Origin of the sequence: Spiroplasma endosymbiont of Ammophila pubescens (assembly GCF_964020965.1) — a bacterium.
In the GTDB taxonomy this organism is placed as follows: Bacteria; Bacillota_I; Bacilli_A; order Mycoplasmatales; family Mycoplasmataceae; genus Spiroplasma.
Map to the genome: position 1 here is coordinate 964654 of NZ_OZ026611.1, position 18053 is coordinate 982706.

Sequence of the window (18053 nt, forward strand, 5' to 3'; positions counted from 1 at the left end):
TCTAATTTAAAAATAACAAAAAAAACAATCTAATTTGATAGCAGAAGTAAATAATCAAACATTTATTCCTACTAAAAGAAAAGACGCAGATTTGACTTTATATACACGGAAAGAATTAAAAGATTATCAAATTGATTATGCTTATTCGACAAAAACACCTGATTTAACAGTTGATTTAACGGAAAATCAATATACTTATGCAGGATATCATCCTCGTGAAATTCGTGAAATTCATCGGCGTTAGTTAGAACAACTTCATCAACGTTTATTAAAAGAAAAATTAATTCAAAAAAATATGTGTAAAGAACGGCGTTATCAAAAAAAACTTAATAATAAAAAAGTAAAACCTAAACCATTACCACAAATTTTAATTGAAAAATATCGTGCTGAAGGAAAAAAGGTTATTATTGGCTTTTTAGTTAAAAACTCTAATAATGAAAAGAGTGAAACAATAAGTAGTAACAATAAAGTGGTGAAGAATTAACAATGGAAAATAAAAAAATTTCAACAGTCGAATTAATTCGTAAATATTTTGATGAAGTTGTAACATCAAGTGGTATTGATCCTCAGAAAAGACCTGATGTGGCTTTACAATGAGCGCGAGAGAAAGAATTATGAGCGCAAGAGGCAGATGCTATTGTTCAAAAACAATTATTACAAGCATTAGCAAATAATAATAAAATTCAAATACAACAAGTACAACGTCAACAAGAGTTAGCGCTTCGTGATTTACAACAAATTAGATTAAATGAATTAAAAAAACAAGAAGAATATTTGGTTACATTATCAAAGCCAGTTAAATTACCAAAGATAAATAAAAAAATATTAAATAGTGAAGTTACTGGATTAGAATTGCAAGCAAAGCCAGTATTTAAAAATAGAAATGACATTAATAAAATTTCAACAGCAGAAGATAATTATGGCACTATTTTTATGCGAAAAATTGGTCGTGCATTGTTAGATGAATATAATATGTATATCATCAACCACAAGAACAAGAATCTTTGCTGCTATCAACTGAAAAATAAATAAAAAGTAAGAGGCAGCGTTATCTTCACAAAAAAGGCCCAAAATCACGCTGATAATCTTTAAGTTAAAAAAGATATATTATTATAAATAATTTATTAAAAAAAGCAAGGTTTTTAGTAAAAAAAAAACTTTAAAAAAGTGCAAAAATTTTATATAATATATGTAAGTATCAAAAAACGAGAAAATAGATAAAAGAGGAATAGAAAGTGGCAAAAGAAAAAGACTCAGAATCTGTTGTAACTTCTCGTGTCAATTATGGAAACATTATTGATTCTGATCGAGATACAACAGAACTAATGGATAAAAAATTAACGCCGGCAACAATCAAGGTTTTATTGGGACAATTAGATGAAAATAGTGCCGAATACAAAGCGTTAAAACAAAAATATATTAACGAAGTTGTTGGAACTAAAAAAACAGGTGTTATTCGTTTAAAGGATAAAAAAAGAAATACTTGAGAAGAGCAAAGAGCTAAAAGTAAATTTATTGATTATAGTTATCGGGTTGAAAAAGAAATTCCTGTTTTACAAAGATTAAAGAATCATAAAGCAAAACAAGCAGTTAGTAAGAAAGCAGGGTCAAAATCAAAGCCTTTCTTACCAAAATTTTCACCAGTAATGTCATTAACAGAAGAAATAACAATTACTACTGAGCAAACGAGTATGCCGAAGAAAATGTCTGTTAAAAATGCCAATTCTAAAACAGAAAATTTAATGAAACCGCCATCAAAAGATAGTGAGCATATTAATGACCAGTTTTCTACTTTCTCAACCTGAAATCATTTTGATGCTAATCAGGTTAAAAATAAATTAGAATTATCAAACTCGTTTGAAGACGAACCTAAAACAATTATTCGTAGAAAAGAAACAGAAGAAGTAACAACAATTCGTCGTGATTTACGACCAATCTTGGCACAACAAATTTCTCAAATTAAACGGAATGATTTATCAATTGTTGATTTTGTTGTTGATCCAAATGATAAAATTGAAATTGAAAAAGGAGATGATGAAATTCTTGTTCGTTTAATTAAACAATCACCAGTTGAAATTAGTTTAAATGAATTTGCTGAAAAAGATATTACTCCGCCAAAACCAAAGCCAGTTAAAATAATTCGGACAGCAGAAGATCCATTATCAATTGAAGAACGATTAATTTTACGATTAGAAAATAAAAGTCGTTTTCAGAAATTGATTGATGCAGAGCAAACGCAATTAGAACAATTAAAAGCAACTTTTGCTGTAAAACTAAATTATAAACAAAGAAAAAAAGATCGAGAAACTGCAAAAGCAAAGAAAGCGATTAATAATCAAACAAACGAAGTAATAACTGATGAACAAGAATTATTGTTTGATAAAGATCTTTACAAAAAAACAAATTATAATCATTGTTATGATGAAACAAAACGGCCAAATATTGAAGAACTATTAGTTTATGATCAAAAAATGACGAAATATTTATTTGAAGTTCGACGTCAATATGAACAAGGATATAATCGTCAAATTTCTCAAGAATTAGCTGATTTTAATCGAGCTATTAACTTATCACGAGCAATTAAAACTAATGATGAAGAATTAAACGATGCAATTTTAAAAAACCGTAGTGAATCAATTTCCCTATTACGTAAGCATGTTATGCTATTAAACCAAAAGCAATATGCTGAAATTAAATTGCTAAATAAACAAGTGCTTAAATATAAAGATACAAAAGGAAACCTTGAAGAGTTTATTAAACGTCAAAAGGAATTCCGACGGTTATTAAAAATTCGCGATGAAGTTAAAGAAAATCGACAACTTTTAATTGAATCATTACGAGTGCAAGCAAAACTAATGCAAGACGCACGTAGTAGAAAATAGTGTATTAATTATTAATTATCACCTCGTTAAGTATTAACCAAATATTTATAAACCTTAAGGAGATAGGAGGTAACGAGAAATGATAGGAGATATAAAAACAGGGCATCTTTACTTTTTACGCAATGGAAAAATCATTTGCATTGATCGGATTGACCCCAATGAAATGTTTTTTGCAGGTAATGCACAAGATAAAAATCATTTTCTTAGTTATAATGTTTATACTGAAGATAATGTTACAGAGGCATGTAATAAAAAGGAATATATTTTATTAATAAATGTTAAATTACATGGGAAATTAATGTATTTACATGCAAAATAAATTAGATTTTTAAAGTTGGCAGAAATTAAAGCTCTATTATTAGTAGATGTGATTCATGTTCGGGTACAAGAAAAAATCTTTGATTATCAAGAAGCTTTAGCACGTCGATATAATGAAGAATTAGTTGAAAAATTAACAGAAGAAGATGAAATTCAATATCGATATTCGTATCAAAAACGAACTAATCATTTTTGACATCGTAAGAAATCATAGATTTCTTTTTTACTTAATTTAAAGAAGGGAAAAATAAGATGTTAACATTTAAAAAACGACGTTATTTAGTTAAAATTCGACAGGAGCTTGGTTTACCACCGTTGAATTGAAAACAAGAGTTATATTCTGAGCAATATTATGGCTTTGATAAGATTATTGAACGATATGTTCGGACTGTTAATTATATATGATATTTTAAAAATGTTGCTTTTTATGATGATTTTAGCCGTATTACATATTATTTTCCACGCTTAATTTTAACGCGAAAAAATCTTTATTTTTTAAAAATCAAAACATTATCTGAACCAGTAACAACAACATTAACAACTCCAATGTGAGAGAAAAGGAAAGGTTTAATTACTTCGCCAATTGTAACACAACAATTTATGATTAATCGGATGGTTAAATTACTTGATGCAAAACAATTTTTACGTACTGCTATAATTAATTTGGTTGTGATTAATAGTAAAAAACCATTTATTGTTACTGACTTGGTGCCTTATAATAATATTCAAATAATTAATCAGCAAGAAATGCATTGAAGTGATATAATAAAACATATTGAAAAAAACGATGATTTAACGATTGATCTTTTTGCCGATGAAACAATTTTAATGTTACATCATTTGTTAAGCGAGCATAGTCATCGCCATAATTATCGGTTACAAAAAAGTAGTTTATTTTGTTTATATCATTATATTTAAAGGAGTATGTCACGTGTCAAAACGCCAAGAACGCATTAATATTATTAATTTGTTATATCGTCACTTTGTTTTACAACATGATGTTTTAACAACAAAACAAGAAGCATATGATTTCTCACAAATGGTAACAACTTCTACGGAAACAATTCAAGTTGAGGAAATATTAGCAAATCTATCAGATATTATTGCGAAAATTAATCAACATTTAAAACCAGGATGAAATTTTGCTCGCTTAAGTAATTATCATAAGGCTGTTTTAGTATATGGAGTTTATGAAATTTGTTATCAACAATTAGCAAAGGCAATTGTCATTAATGAAAGTTTAGAAATTTTAAAATTATATGGCGAAGATACTGATTTTAGTTACATTAATTCAGTCTTAGATCAAGTTTAATTTCTAAAATATAAGAATGAGTTCATACAAATAAAAATGGATATTTATATCCTTTTTGTATTTTTTTTTTTTTTTGATAAAATGTTCTGAGCGTATTTATTAATTAAAACTGAATAAATATAGCTAGGAAAGGGATAACCTATGAAACAAGTAGTTATAAAGGAACGCAAAGCAATTGATTCAACAAAACCACTAGTAGAAGTAGTTGATGTTACAAAAAATATAAAAATAAAGTTGCTTTTAATAACGTTAATTTAGTGATTAATCCAGGTGATCGCATTGGGGTAATTGGAGCCAATGGAATTGGTAAATCAACATTAAGTGAAATTATTGGTGGAATTCGCCAACCAACAAGTGGTAAAGTCCATCGACAAGAAAATTTAACAATTGGTTTACAGTTCCAAGAATCAAAATATCCAATTGGGATTTCAGTAATGGATATGATTAAATACTATTTAAATACCTTTAATATTCCAATGAAAGATAGGCATTTACGTGAATTGTTACGAACATATCAATTAATTGGAATGGAAAATAAATTTGTTGAAGGTTTTTCTGACGGCCAACAACAACGATTAAATATTTTATTATCAGTAATCCATGACCCAGACTTAGTTATTTTAGATGAAATTTTAACTGGATTAGATATTGAAGTTTGATTAGAAATTTTTCACTTTTTACAAGAGAATATTGTTGATAAAGGAAAAGCGATGTTTTTAGTAACACATATGATGAGTGAAGTTGAAGAGTTTTGTGAAAAATATATTTATGTTCACAATGGTCAAATTAAAGAAGCTGGTCAAGTCAAAGACATTGTCGCAAAATATGGTTCAGTGCATAATTTTACGTGACAAATGTTTGAGAAAAATAAAAAAGCTGATTTAGAACAACAATATCAATCTGTAGTTAAAAAAGCAAAAACAAATTCACGGGTTAATAAAGTTGATAAATGGATTTGTGATGGACGTTTACGCGGTAAAAATAAACCATTAATTGATTTAATGTTAAAATACTATTACAAAGGTTTTTTTGTTCCATTCTTTTTAATTGTTTATCCAATTTTATTATTATTTTTAAATGGATTTGCTTTTAAGCAATTAAATAATAATCCAGGACAAAACATTCATACTTTAGTTGGTTCAATCGCAATGGTTCAAGCAATGTCAGTTGGAATTTTTATTATTCCGCAGACAATTTTAGAATTTAAGAATAGTGTCTTAATGAAGCGTATTGGAGCTACAAATATTAAACCAGTCTTTTTTGTTTTTTCAGTAATGATTGTTGGAATGATTTTTATTGTGTTATCATTCTTATGAACACTATTATGAGCAGGTATTTTATTTGGATCAACTTTTGGTTGAAAAGAAATTACTGCACCAAATAATTTTGTTGCTGCAATTCCGTTCGTTATCTTAGTATTTATTTCAACAATAGCATTAGGATTAATGCTAGCCTCAATTTTTAAATCAACAACATCATTTATTGCAGGGTCAAATGTTATTTTCATGCCAATTGTTTTTCTAAGTGGTGCTTTTATCCCAGCTGAGTTAATTAATAGTAGTGATGTATTAAAATATGTTACTTATATTAATCCGTTTAAATATACTATGGATCCATTTTTAAAAGCATGAAATGGTCAAAACTTTGTCTTTACACCAACATATGGGATATACTTAGGAGTTTCACTTGCTTTAATTGGAACATATGTTAGTGTTGCTGGATGAAAATTACGTTGACAAGCATAAAATTTTTTTAGAATAAAAATCTCTCTCAATCTGAGAGATTTTTATTTTTTAATTAATACGATAAGATTTAAATATATCAATTAAAAACATAGAGAGAAAGGAAAATTGTTAATGAAAAAAAGTACATTATGACTAATTTTAGTTGGTATTATTAATATCGGTTCGTTATTAATAAATGTCCATTTTATGAGTCAAGACAACCAAGGAAATGTAGCAAATAATGTTAAACAAGAAACTAGGGTTAAAAGAAGTTTCAATGATAATCAAGATGAAATTGAAGCGTCATTAGAAAGTATTTTTACAGATACTAAAATTTTATATGCTTCATTTCGACCAATATTATGAACTCAAATCATTATTTATCGTACTATTGTACAAACAAAAAAAGAGTTTATTAATTTTTTTATTGCAGAGATATTTTCTGAAGCAAGAAATGTTTCCATTGATGGAAGAATTAGAAGATTAGAATATATGTCATCATTCGTTAATTTGATTTGAAATAATTGAAATAAAATTAATGCGATTTGAAATGATAGTGACAAAAAACATCGTATACAAATTGTTGCAAAAATATTACCAAACATTATTGTTTGAGAAACTTATCATGGAAAACATGAAAAACGAATCTTATCCGAGTATCTTTCAACTAATATTAGATATGATGAAGGTGAAATGGTTTATTAAAATAAAATTAGCAAAAAGTTGATTTATATTATTATAAAAATACTTGCATTTTTTAATAAAATTTGTTAAATATATTATTGGCAGTTACATATGCCATTTGCTAATAGTCATGTTAATAAGGAGGAATGTTATATGATTAAACCACTAGGAAAAAATATTGTCTTAGAAAAAGAAGAAAAAAAAGAAACATTTATTAATGGAATTTATTTACCAGAAGATGAAAAAAACAAAAGCCATATTGGAAAAATAATTGCAATTAGTACTGAAGTTAGTAAAGATGGGACCTTTGAAGGAAAAATAAATAATAAAGTTCTTTATCGCGAATATGCCGGAACTGAAATTGAATTTAATAATAAAAAATTAGTCTTAATTTCTAATGAAGATATTTTAGGCGTAATTGAAGAATAAAATTAAAGGGGGAATAGAAATATGTCAAAATCAATTAAATTTGCTGAAGAAGCAAGAATGAAATTACTTAATGGAATTAATAAATTAACTGATGCAGTAAAAGTGACTTTAGGACCAAAAGGAAAATATGTTTTATTAGAAAAAACTTATGGTTCACCATTAATTACGAATGATGGTGTTACAATTTCAAAGGAAATTGAATTAAGTAATCATTTTGAAAATATGGGAGCTAAATTAGTTGCTGAAGTTGCTAATAAAACAAATGATGTTGCTGGTGATGGAACAACAACGGCAATTGTTTTAACTCAAGCAATTGTTAAAGAAGGATTAAAAAATATTACTGCTGGTGCAAATGCTGTAGCTATTCGTAATGGAATTGAAAAAACAGTTAAAGCAATTGTGGATTTATTAAAACAATCAGCAAAAGAAATTAAGTCAAAAGAAGAAATTGCACAAGTTGCGAGTGTTAGTTCAAAAGATCCTGAAATTGGTGCCTTAATTGCTGAAATTATGGCTAAAGTTGGTAATGATGGGGTTATTACGATTGAAGAATCAAAAACAATCAATACTGAAACAAGTGTTACTGAAGGATTACAATTTGATAAGGGATATTTATCACAATACATGGTAACTGATAGTGAAAAAATGTTAACAGAATTTGAAAATCCATATATTTTAATTACTGATAAAAAAATTAGTAATATGAAAGAAATTCTACCAATTTTAGAAAAAATTGTTGAAGAAGGACGTCCATTATTAATTATTGCTGATGATGTTGATGGTGATGTTTTACCGACATTATTACTAAACAAAATGCGTGGTGCTTTCAATATTTGTGTTGTTAAAGCGCCAGAATTTGGGAATAACCGTAAAGATTTATTGGAAGATATTGCTATGCTAGTAAAAGGTAAATTTGTTAATGGTGATTTAGGAATGGATTTCAAAACTTTAACTTTAGATGATTTAGGAACGGCAAAAAAAGTAATTGTTTCAAAAGATACGACAACAATTATTGAAGGAAAAGCAACACGTGCAGAAATTGAAGATCGTAAAGAATTTATTCGTAATCAAATCAAAAATGAAAAATCAACATTTGAGCAAGTTAAATTGAAAAAAAGATTAGCTAAACTTGCGAATGGTGTTGGAATCATTAAAGTTGGTGCACCAACTGAAACAGAAATGAAAGAGAAAAAATTACGAATTGAAGATGCCTTAAATTCAACTAAAGCTGCTGTTGAAGAAGGCATTGTTGCTGGTGGTGGAACGGCATTAGTACAAGTTGGGAAAAAATTAGGAAATTTAAAATTAAATGATGAAGAAAAATTAGGATTAAATATTGTGTTACGAGCAATTGAAGAACCAGTTCGTCAAATTGCTGCTAACGCTGGTGTTGATGGTTCAATTATTATTAATAAATTAAAAGAACAAAATGACAATTTTGGTTATAATGCTGCAACAAATACATGAGAAAATATGATTGAGGCGGGAATTGTTGATCCAGTTAAAGTAACACGTTATGCTTTACAACATGCTGGTAGTGTTAGTGCTTTGTTGTTAACAACGGAAGCTGCTGTAGTAAATAATGATGAAGACAAACAACCAAAAGCACCAAGTTATCCTGACTTAGGAATTTAATTAAAGAAACATTATAAAAAGACTGATTGAAATCAGTCTTTTTATAAATTTATTTTTATTTTATTAGCTTTATAATGTTTTTATGTTCTCAATTTTAATATATTCTGAAACAATTCCTAAGATATCATCTTTAAAATATCAAATTGCAATACAAATTAAAGCAATAATTACTAATAAAATAATTGTATAAATAATTCGTTTAATTTTAAGATATTTAATAATTAAACATAATAAAATAATTACGATAACAGCAATTGTTGATGGCATTACAATTGAAATAATTTTGTTTCAAATTTCTTGTGATTTTGTTATATTTGTTAAAAATAACATAGTTTTTTACCCTTTCTAAGTTGTAAAATTTATCATTCATTACCTTAACAGGTAAATTATATTAATTTTTTTATAATGAAATTGTAAAACATTTGCCTTAGGGTAATAAAAAAACGATTTGTAAGAAAATAAGAAGGGTTTATGTGATTTACCTTTTTGTTTTACCGAATTTTTATATATTAAAAATTTTGGGTCTTGTTTGATATGGTGGATGATAAAAACAATTATTGTTAGATAAATGACATTAAAAAGTTTCTTATTTAAAAATACTGGTTATTAATTATTTTAAGTTTAGATTATATTTAGGTTTTTATTTTTTATGATAGAATAATAAAGTATTATTTATAGAGAAATAAAATGTGAAAAAGAGGAGAAAAAATGAGGGACGAAATTAAAAAAGAAGAAAAAGTAGATAATTCCGATAGTTATAGCAATGAGGATAGTTTTGTAAATATTTATAAGTATGCGTTAAAAAAAGGAAATAGTTCATTTTATAAAACCTTTTTAATGGGTTTAGCCGCTGGTTTATTTATTGGATTTGGTTATATTGCTGCAATTACGGCAACAAAGGGAAATTGAGATAATATCCCAATTGGTTTAAAAAGTTTAGTATTTGGTCTTGTCTTTACTGTTGCAATTACAATGATTGTTTTTCTTGGGGGAGAAATGTTTACATCAAATTCTTTAGCATTAATTGTTGTTTTTAAAAAACAATTAAATGTTGGAAAATTTGTTAGTAATTTATTTATTGTTTTAAGTGGTAATTTCCTAGGTTGTTTAGTGATGGCTGGTTTAACAGCGTGAGGTGGTTTTTTAAATAATACGCCTGGTTCTGAAACTGATTTTTATAATAATGCGGTAATCTTAATTAATGGAAAATTAGAACACAAATGATGAGAAAACTTTGGGAGTGCCATTTTATGTAACTTTTTAGTTGCTGGTTCGATTTATGCTGCACATACAACTAAATCAGCCGTTGCTAAATTCTTTGTTGTAAATTTAATTATTATGGCTTTTGCAATTTCTGGATTTTCGCATGTAGTTGCTAATTCATATTTATGATTTTTACAACCATTTTTAAAAATTTTTGGAACAAGTGGTGGTTGAGCAGATTTTGGAAAATTTGCTTACAATGTTCAATTACCAACTTTAATTGGAAATTTCTTAAGTGGAGGAATTTTCTTACCATTTTTATATTATTTTATTTATCGAAAAGATGTAAAAGAAAAATTAACACTTTAATTGCTTTTGAAAAAAAAGAAATGTTGTTACTTTAATAACATTTCTTTTTTAATTATTTTATTGTTTCAATGATATTATTAATTGGAAGATATTGATAATGGAGGGGAAAATGAATAAAAATATTTATACAGTTAGTGAAATTAATTATTATTTAAAAACAATAATTGAACAAGAACCAAATTTAATTAATATTTCTCTACAAGGAGAAATTTCTAATATTACAAATCACTCTTCAGGACATGTTTATTTTACAATCAAAGATGAAAAAGCCCAAATTCGGGCAATTATGTTTGCGTTTAATGCAAAAAACTTACAATTTAAATTAAAAGAAGGTTTAAAAATTATTGCAACAGGTTCTATTAAGGTATATGAGCCGCAAGGAACATATAGTTTACAAGTAGTTACTTTATTTTTACAAGGTGTTGGTACTTTGTTTTTAAAATATGAAGCCTTAAAACAAGAATTAAGTAAAAAAGGTTGGTTTGATCAATCTTTAAAAAAACCAATTCCACGGTTTCCAAATAATATTGGTGTAATAACAGCTCCAACTGGTGCTGCCATTCGTGATATTATTACTACAATTCATCGCCGTTTTCCCCAAGCAAACATTTATTTATTTCCAAGTTTAGTGCAAGGAAGTGACGCAAAACATGATATTCGAGCAAAAATTAAGGCAGCACAGGCATTTACTCCGCAGCTTGATACATTAATTGTTGGTCGTGGTGGGGGCAGTATTGAAGATTTATGAGCTTTTAATGAACTTGAAGTTGTTGAAGCAATTTATCAAGCAACTATCCCAGTTATTTCAGCTGTTGGTCATGAAATTGATTTTACTTTAGCTGATTTTGTTAGTGATTTACGAGCACCGACACCAACGGCGGCGGCTGAATTAGCAACACCTGATCAGAAAGAATTAGTTAATTATTTACAACAACAACGCCGTCATTTAATTAATCTTATTAAAGGCAAAGTTGATAAGATGCAAAATAAACTAAGCGAATTAAAAAATAGTTATGTTTTAACAAAACCCCAAGCATTATATACACAATCTAAGCATTCTTATCAATTATTATTAAAGCAGTTTAATGTTTTACAAGAAACATTTTTTATAGCAAGTAAAAATATGATTCAAAATTATTATCAAAAATTAGTAAGAACAATTCAACAACAAATTTTAACAATTGAACATAATAAAAATAATTTAATAAGTAAATTAGACTTATTAAGTCCTTTAAAAACATTAATTCGTGGTTATAGTATTACTTACAATGAAAATAAAAATGTGATATCATCAACCAATGATGTTCAGAATAATGATATAATAATGACACGTGTACAAGATGGAATTATTCAATCAATTGTACAAGCAATTAATAAGGATGGTGAAAAAAATGACAAATAATAAATCATTTGAACAAATTTTAGAACAATTAAAGCAAATTGTTAATGATTTAGAAAATAATCAATTGCCATTAAATCAAGCAATTGATGCTTTTGAAACGGGCATTAAATTAACAAAATTAGCGGAAACTAAATTACAAGATATTAAAGATAAAGTCACTAAAATTGTTAAGTATAATAACCCAACTGATTTTAAAGTTGATGAAGAATAATTTATTATGGCAGGGCAAATTTTTGAACGTAGTGGCTGAGTTAAAAAAAATAATATTAAAATTTGGAAAAAATTGCATGAGTTAAAATTAAGTCGGGTGATTTTAAAAGATTTTAAAACTTTTGATGAAAAAGATATTTTAATTAAAAATTTTGTTTATTTATTACGATTAAATAATTTAGATGAGCAAGAATATTTTGATAGTATTATTTTAATTAAATTAGTTTTAATTTATTATCATATGCAATATATTCGTCATACCGGTGTAAAACGTGAACAAGAACAAATTTTAAAAGTAATTAAGGAATTAAAAAGCAAAATTTTTGTTAATTACCTCGATGATAATTATGAGGAAACAATTTTTGCAAATAATGACATTACAAATTCAAAAATTAAGATGTATTATAATTTTAATTTACTTTATAATTTTATTGCTAATGTTTTTTATCAACCTTTTGTTAACCTTCCAAATCATGAATTATATTTTAATTATGGTTATTATCTTGTTTTTTTAATTAATTTAACAGTAATGAGAAAGTTATTAAAGGATAGTAGTAATGTTGAAATTTATAAAATAAAATTAGATGTAACAGCTTACTGTCATTATTTGATTGGAAAAATTACACCATTATATTTCAATAATTTTGTTCAACAAATTAATTATTTTTTACAAAAGTATTAAGTGGGGTTAAAAGATGAAATTACAAGATTATCAGCATTATACTGATTTAAAAAATTTAAAAACAAAAGCTTTAATTGAATTAGCAGCGGATGTTCGTCGTCTTATTATTGAAACAGTTACCAAAAATGGGGGACATTTAGCTAGTAATTTAGGGGCAGTTGAATTAACAATTAGTTTATTAAAAACTTTTGACATTGACAATAATGATTTGATTATTTTTGATACTGGTCATCAAACTTATGCTTATAAAATTTTAACTGATCGTAAAGCACATTTTTCAACGATTCGCTTACCTGATGGCTTAGCGGCTTTTCAACATATTAACGAAAGTAAATATGATCATCTTTCTAATGGTCATGCGGGAACTGGTTTATCCACAGCAATTGCTTATAGTTATAATCAAAAATATAATAATATTATTTGTGTGATCGGGGATGCAGCATTTACTAATGGTTTAACTTTAGAAGCTTTAACTTATTTAGGAACAATTTCCAATAAAATTATTATTATTTTAAATGATAATGGAATGAGTATTTCTAAAAATGTTAATATTTTACATACAATAGTTAGTAAAGTTCGAACTGGATGACTATATTGTAGTGCTAGTAAAGTTGCAAAAGTTTTACGTTATATTCCCCCATTAACATTATTATGATTAGGCCACCTATTAGTTGAAAAAATTATTCGTAGTTTTGCAATTCCAGGGTTATTTGCTGGTTTTAATTTAGATTATATTGGGACAGTGGATGGCCATAATTTTTGTAAATTAGCAAAAAGTCTTCGTCAAGCAAAAAAACGAAATGCAAGTGTTGTTCTGCACCTTAAAACAAAAAAAGGTTATGGTTATGGGTTAACCCAAGCAGAACAAGAGAAATATCATTCTTATAGTTTAACTGATAATAAACATAATGAATGAAGTTATTATGTTGCAAAAATATTGGAAAAAGTATTTCAAACAGCATCAGAAAAATTTTATTTTATTTCTGCTGCAATGCAAGCTTCAGTTCATTTAGAAGAATTTATGCTTCAAAATCCGCAATATTGTTTAGATGTTGGTTTAGCAGAAGAACACGCTGTTACCTTAGCTGCTGGTTTTGCTTTAGACCATCAAAAAGTAATTGTGAATATGTATGCTAGTTTTTTGCAACGAACTTATGATCAAGTTTTACATGATGTTGTTCGTAATCATTTGCCAGTTGTTTTTTTAATTGACCGAGCTAGTTTAGCACTTGCAGATGGAGATAGTCACCATGGAATTTATGATATTGGATTTTTAAATAGTATGGGTGATTTACCAATTATTAGTCAACCAGCAACGAGTGGTGAGTTTGACCAGTTATTAAAGTTAGCTTTAATTAATAAAAAAGATCCTTTTTTTATTCGTTATCCAAAAGGAGGAATTACGCAGCAAGTTTTGTCAGTACCATTCTCAGTTGGACAATGAGAATATGTTATTAAAAATCCTAAAGCGCGAATTTTATTAATCACATATGGGAATAATGTAATTAAAGCAAAAACAGTTATCACAAAATTAGATACAAAAAAAATTAATGTTATTAATGCTCGCTTTATTAATCCAGTTGATAGAGAAATGTTAAAGCAAATTAACATGGAAAAATATCAACAAATTATTATTTTTGAAGAAGTTATCAAAGAAACTGGTTTATATGTGAAGATTATTGATTTATTAATTAATCATAGTGCAACAATTTCACATTATGGTTATGAAAATGGTTTAATTAAAAAAGATATGAATAATCTTGAAGAAATTTTAAGAAACTTAATTAATTAAGAAATATCCTTGTATTATGAAAAAAATAAGAGTTAAATTTATAGAGAAGAAAAGGAAAATAATGCTAATGGAATATGTTAAAGTAAAATTAGATAAAAAAGCAAAATTAGAGCAATATTTAGAAAAATATCAAGTTGATGGGATTTTATTTCATTCAACCGTTAACCGTTTTTGACTATCTGAATTTGCTTCTTCCGAAGGTTATTTGTTATTCACAAAAACTGAATCAATCTTGTATTTAGATGGACGATATATTACTGCTGGTAAAAAGGAAGCAAGAAATGTTACACATGTTATTGAAATGACAACCAATGATCCTGCTCGCTTTTTTGGAATGTTACAAAGTGATTTGGTTAAAAACAAGGTCAAAACTTTAGCTTTTGAGAGTGATTACTTAACATATTTGATTTATCAAAATTTAACAACAAATTTACCATCCGTTACTTTAAAACCAGTTGATTTCTCAGAATTACGAGCAATTAAAACAAATTCTGAGATTGAAGCTTTAAAGCAAGCATGTGCAATTGGTGATATTGCAATTAATAATGTTATTAACAAAATTAAAGTTGGAATGACAGAACGTCAAGTTGAACAAATTATTATTAATAGTTTTATTGAAACTGGTGCTGATAAACCTAGTTTTGATACAATTGTTGCTTCTGGATGACGAGGATCATTGCCACATGGACGTGCAACTGATAAAATAATTGCGAATAATGAATTAATTACAATTGATTTTGGATGTATTTATAATGGTTATTGTTCTGATACAACACGAACAATTGGGTTAGGAACACCATCATCTAAAATGTTAGAAATTTATGATGTTGTTTATGAAACACAAAGTTTAGGAATTCATGCAATTAAACCGGGCGTTACAACAGCAATGATTGATAAAATTTGTCGTGATTATATCATAAGTAAAGGTTATGGCGAATATTTTACACATTCAACAGGGCATGGGGTTGGGATTGAAATCCATGAATTTCCTCGCGTATCACCATTTTGCGATGTCTTATTAGAACCAGGAATGGTTATTACTGTTGAGCCAGGAATTTATATTCCTAATTTAGGTGGTGTTCGCATTGAAGATGATATTTTAGTCACCGAAAATGGATTTCATCTTTTAACAGAAGCAAAACGTGAATTAATTTTAATTTAAGCTAATGAAAACAAAATTAACAAAAACACAAATTTTTATTCTTATCTTTTTTATTTTCATGCTTTTGTTTCTATTCTTATCATTGTTACTAATTATTAGATGATTTAAAAACAAATATGAATAAAATTCAAGAGTATTTAATTAAATTGCATAAAGATGTTAAGACATTAAAAAAATTACTGGAATAATTACGCCAAAATCAGTTGCTCCAACTTTGACTCAAATGAACGATAATCCAGTTGATTATTAAAGCCAAGATTTAGACCTTATTCAAGCAAAGCGAACATCACGGCACCAAAATTCAAACATTATTAATCAAGATTAATTAGAACAAATAACTAGTGGTATTGAACGCTCAAAGAGTTTAATTAATCCGACAGAATATATTATGCCAAAACGTGATGAAAATTTTGTTAATAATTTTCCAACGCAAAAATTTTTATCAACAGAAATGTTATCTGAATCAAAAAATGAAAAGAAACTTTCATTAAGTGCAATTTTTGATCGAAAAAAAAATTCAAACTGAATTAAAACAAGATAAAATTGAAGATGAAGAACAAAATAATGAAAAAATTAATACTTTTTCGCTAAAATTTGATGACCCAACAATAATAGAAAATCAAACATTTCGTGAGAAGGTTGGATTTAATCTAAATAATTATGATTATACCAATAATGAACAAAATAATTCCCTTGAAATAAAATCTATTTATCAAGTTGGTGATCGAATTATAGATAATAGAATTGAATATGAAATTATATTAGTTATTCCTCATCAGCAAAATGATACTATAATTTATGAATTAACTTTAAAATCAACAGTAGATGAAACAATTAAATCTCTTATGAGAAAATAATTTTTATTAGGGAGTGTGCCCATTAAATAGGACAAAATTTTATTTATTTTATTTTTTAATGATACCCTTAGTTGTATTATAAAATTCAATATATTTTTTAAAATAATTATGTCTTTTATTTTATTTTGCGTATTATAATTATTATAGAAGGTTTCACACTTTAATCTAGTATAAAAACTTTCTTCCACAGCATTATCAGTTCGAGTAACTATTGCTGAGTAACTTATTTTAAATTTATATTTTCTATAGAATTCAATGTACTCTGTAGCAGTATAAATTTAGCCTTGATCTGAATGAATTATTAATTTCTTCAGATCTTTTTTATTTGAAACTGTTGCTATTGCTTTTAATAAAGTTTTTATTAATACTGAAGTTGTCATTGAATCTGAGATTGTATAAGCAATTACTTTTCTTGTTGCTAAATCAATGAATGAAATTAAATTGGATTTTTCAGTATGATTATGTTTAATGACAGTTACATTAGTACTTCATACTCGATTTGGTTTCAATTGGTTAAATTTACGTTTTAGTAAATTCTTTTTGTTTGTTTAACTTAATGATTTTTTAATATGACGGGAACGATTTTTTCAGTAGAAAGGGATAATTCCATGTTCCTTAAAGATTCGTTGAAGACGTTTTTTATTAATAACGAGATTTAATTTCTTAAATAGATAAATTTTTCATCTTCTTATTCCATAGGAGTTAAGAAATTTGTTATTGAGTTTTTCATTTTGAATAAGGGTAATAATTCCTTCATCGACTTTTATTAATGAAGTTTTTGTTTGTAAATAACGATAATAATTTGACCGTGTAATTCCAATAGTCTCACATAATAGAGTAATTGAAAAGTATTTTGTATGTTCGTTAATAAATTTTATTTTTTCTTTTGTTGTCACCGGATGAAGGTTTGATACTTTTTTAAGATTTGATTTTTCGCTTCAAGTTTCTGTATTTGTTTTTTTAAACCTAAATTAATTTTCTTATTTGTTTTTAATTGATTTTGTTTTCTGCAAGCAGTTGCTTTTGTTCCATCTTTAGGTTACGCAAATGATTTAACGATAATTGTAAGATAGTTTTTACTGTCTTATTAGACACATTTTCATCTTTTAAGTAATCTGTTTGTTTTGAATGACTAATTCATGTTGCTAATGTTCCAATTGGAATCGAATATTTTATTGATATTAGTTTGTATGAATAATGACTAAGATAAAAATCTTGTATAATTTTATTTTTTAAGTCTTGATCATATTTATTAAATTTTTGTCCTTTTTGTGCCATTGTGTAAATTCCTCCTAAATAGTATTTTATCTTTTTTTTGTTCTCATTTAGGGATACACATCGTTAAATATTTTACTCAGCAATTAAGTTGTTAAAAGTACTCCTGTGCTTTTT

23 protein-coding genes are annotated in these 18053 nt (G+C 26.6%); 20 read left to right on the plus strand and 3 right to left on the minus strand.

Annotation, left to right across the window (positions count from 1 at the left end; genetic code table 4):
- Positions 1–34 precede the first annotated feature (34 nt).
- From ABNT63_RS06115 to groL, 12 genes are all read left to right on the plus strand, one after another.
- On the plus strand, positions 35–244 hold the full coding sequence (locus tag ABNT63_RS06115) for a hypothetical protein (RefSeq protein ID WP_348734917.1): 210 nt from the start codon (positions 35–37) through the stop codon (positions 242–244).
- 51 nt (positions 245–295) lie between these two features.
- The gene (locus ABNT63_RS06120; protein ID WP_348734918.1) at positions 296–484 is read left to right on the plus strand and encodes a hypothetical protein; all 189 of its coding nucleotides are present in this window, start codon (positions 296–298) and stop codon (positions 482–484) included.
- A 2-nt stretch (positions 485–486) separates the two neighbouring features.
- Complete coding sequence (locus ABNT63_RS06125; RefSeq protein ID WP_348734919.1) at positions 487–1032, plus strand: hypothetical protein; 546 nt, start codon at positions 487–489, stop codon at positions 1030–1032.
- 203 nt (positions 1033–1235) lie between these two features.
- Positions 1236–2882 carry a hypothetical protein gene (locus ABNT63_RS06130; RefSeq protein ID WP_348734920.1) on the plus strand — a complete coding sequence of 549 codons (1647 nt, stop codon included), beginning with the start codon at positions 1236–1238 and terminating at the stop codon, positions 2880–2882.
- 79 nt (positions 2883–2961) lie between these two features.
- Positions 2962–3201 carry a hypothetical protein gene (locus ABNT63_RS06135; protein ID WP_348734921.1) on the plus strand — a complete coding sequence of 80 codons (240 nt, stop codon included), beginning with the start codon at positions 2962–2964 and terminating at the stop codon, positions 3199–3201.
- 15 nt (positions 3202–3216) lie between these two features.
- Positions 3217–3414: a hypothetical protein gene (locus ABNT63_RS06140; RefSeq protein ID WP_348734922.1), complete on the plus strand. Its 198-nt coding sequence runs from the start codon at positions 3217–3219 to the stop codon at positions 3412–3414.
- A 38-nt stretch (positions 3415–3452) separates the two neighbouring features.
- Positions 3453–4118, plus strand: a complete 666-nt coding sequence (locus ABNT63_RS06145) for a hypothetical protein (protein ID WP_348734923.1) — start codon at positions 3453–3455, stop codon at positions 4116–4118.
- A 13-nt stretch (positions 4119–4131) separates the two neighbouring features.
- Positions 4132–4512: a transcription antitermination factor NusB gene (locus ABNT63_RS06150; protein ID WP_348734924.1), complete on the plus strand. Its 381-nt coding sequence runs from the start codon at positions 4132–4134 to the stop codon at positions 4510–4512.
- Between the two features lie 257 nt (positions 4513–4769).
- A complete protein-coding gene (locus ABNT63_RS06155; RefSeq protein ID WP_348734925.1) occupies positions 4770–6257 on the plus strand; it encodes an ABC transporter ATP-binding protein/permease in 1488 nt (495 codons plus the stop codon).
- 111 nt (positions 6258–6368) lie between these two features.
- Positions 6369–6941 (plus strand): hypothetical protein, encoded by a 573-nt coding sequence (locus ABNT63_RS06160; protein ID WP_348734926.1) that lies wholly within the window; start codon positions 6369–6371, stop codon positions 6939–6941.
- Positions 6942–7073: 132 nt separating this feature from the next.
- Positions 7074–7349, plus strand: a complete 276-nt coding sequence (locus tag ABNT63_RS06165; RefSeq protein ID WP_348734927.1) for a co-chaperone GroES — start codon at positions 7074–7076, stop codon at positions 7347–7349.
- 21 nt (positions 7350–7370) lie between these two features.
- Entirely contained in the window at positions 7371–8984 is a 1614-nt protein-coding gene (groL, locus tag ABNT63_RS06170; RefSeq protein WP_348734928.1) for a chaperonin GroEL, read from the plus strand.
- A 69-nt stretch (positions 8985–9053) separates the two neighbouring features.
- On the opposite strand, the gene ABNT63_RS06175 is transcribed toward groL, so the two are convergent.
- Positions 9054–9314: a hypothetical protein gene (locus ABNT63_RS06175; protein ID WP_348734929.1), complete on the minus strand. Its 261-nt coding sequence runs from the start codon at positions 9312–9314 to the stop codon at positions 9054–9056.
- A gap of 378 nt (positions 9315–9692) precedes the next feature.
- On the opposite strand from ABNT63_RS06175, the gene ABNT63_RS06180 reads away from it, so the two are divergent.
- The 8 genes from ABNT63_RS06180 (at position 9693) to ABNT63_RS06215 (ending at position 16661) form a co-directional block, all read left to right on the plus strand.
- Positions 9693–10556 carry a formate/nitrite transporter family protein gene (locus ABNT63_RS06180; protein ID WP_348734930.1) on the plus strand — a complete coding sequence of 288 codons (864 nt, stop codon included), beginning with the start codon at positions 9693–9695 and terminating at the stop codon, positions 10554–10556.
- Positions 10557–10665: 109 nt separating this feature from the next.
- Positions 10666–11958, plus strand: coding sequence for an exodeoxyribonuclease VII large subunit (xseA, locus tag ABNT63_RS06185; RefSeq protein WP_348734931.1), 1293 nt, complete (start codon positions 10666–10668; stop codon positions 11956–11958).
- On the plus strand, positions 11948–12169 hold the full coding sequence (xseB, locus tag ABNT63_RS06190; protein ID WP_348734932.1) for an exodeoxyribonuclease VII small subunit: 222 nt from the start codon (positions 11948–11950) through the stop codon (positions 12167–12169). Before xseA ends, xseB begins: the two co-directional genes overlap by 11 nt.
- 6 nt (positions 12170–12175) lie before the next feature.
- Positions 12176–12850, plus strand: a complete 675-nt coding sequence (locus tag ABNT63_RS06195; RefSeq protein WP_348734933.1) for a hypothetical protein — start codon at positions 12176–12178, stop codon at positions 12848–12850.
- A gap of 13 nt (positions 12851–12863) precedes the next feature.
- Positions 12864–14642 (plus strand): 1-deoxy-D-xylulose-5-phosphate synthase, encoded by a 1779-nt coding sequence (locus ABNT63_RS06200; RefSeq protein ID WP_348734934.1) that lies wholly within the window; start codon positions 12864–12866, stop codon positions 14640–14642.
- A gap of 67 nt (positions 14643–14709) precedes the next feature.
- Complete coding sequence (locus ABNT63_RS06205; RefSeq protein ID WP_348734935.1) at positions 14710–15804, plus strand: aminopeptidase P family protein; 1095 nt, start codon at positions 14710–14712, stop codon at positions 15802–15804.
- A 388-nt stretch (positions 15805–16192) separates the two neighbouring features.
- On the plus strand, positions 16193–16345 hold the full coding sequence (locus ABNT63_RS06210) for a hypothetical protein (protein WP_348734936.1): 153 nt from the start codon (positions 16193–16195) through the stop codon (positions 16343–16345).
- Entirely contained in the window at positions 16305–16661 is a 357-nt protein-coding gene (locus ABNT63_RS06215; RefSeq protein WP_348734937.1) for a hypothetical protein, read from the plus strand. Before ABNT63_RS06210 ends, ABNT63_RS06215 begins: the two co-directional genes overlap by 41 nt.
- Positions 16662–16939: 278 nt before the next feature.
- On the opposite strand, the gene ABNT63_RS06220 is transcribed toward ABNT63_RS06215, so the two are convergent.
- Complete coding sequence (locus ABNT63_RS06220; protein ID WP_348734938.1) at positions 16940–17170, minus strand: DDE-type integrase/transposase/recombinase; 231 nt, start codon at positions 17168–17170, stop codon at positions 16940–16942.
- Positions 17171–17651: 481 nt separating this feature from the next.
- A complete protein-coding gene (locus ABNT63_RS06225) occupies positions 17652–17939 on the minus strand; it encodes a hypothetical protein (RefSeq protein WP_348734939.1) in 288 nt (95 codons plus the stop codon).
- Positions 17940–18053 lie beyond the last annotated feature (114 nt).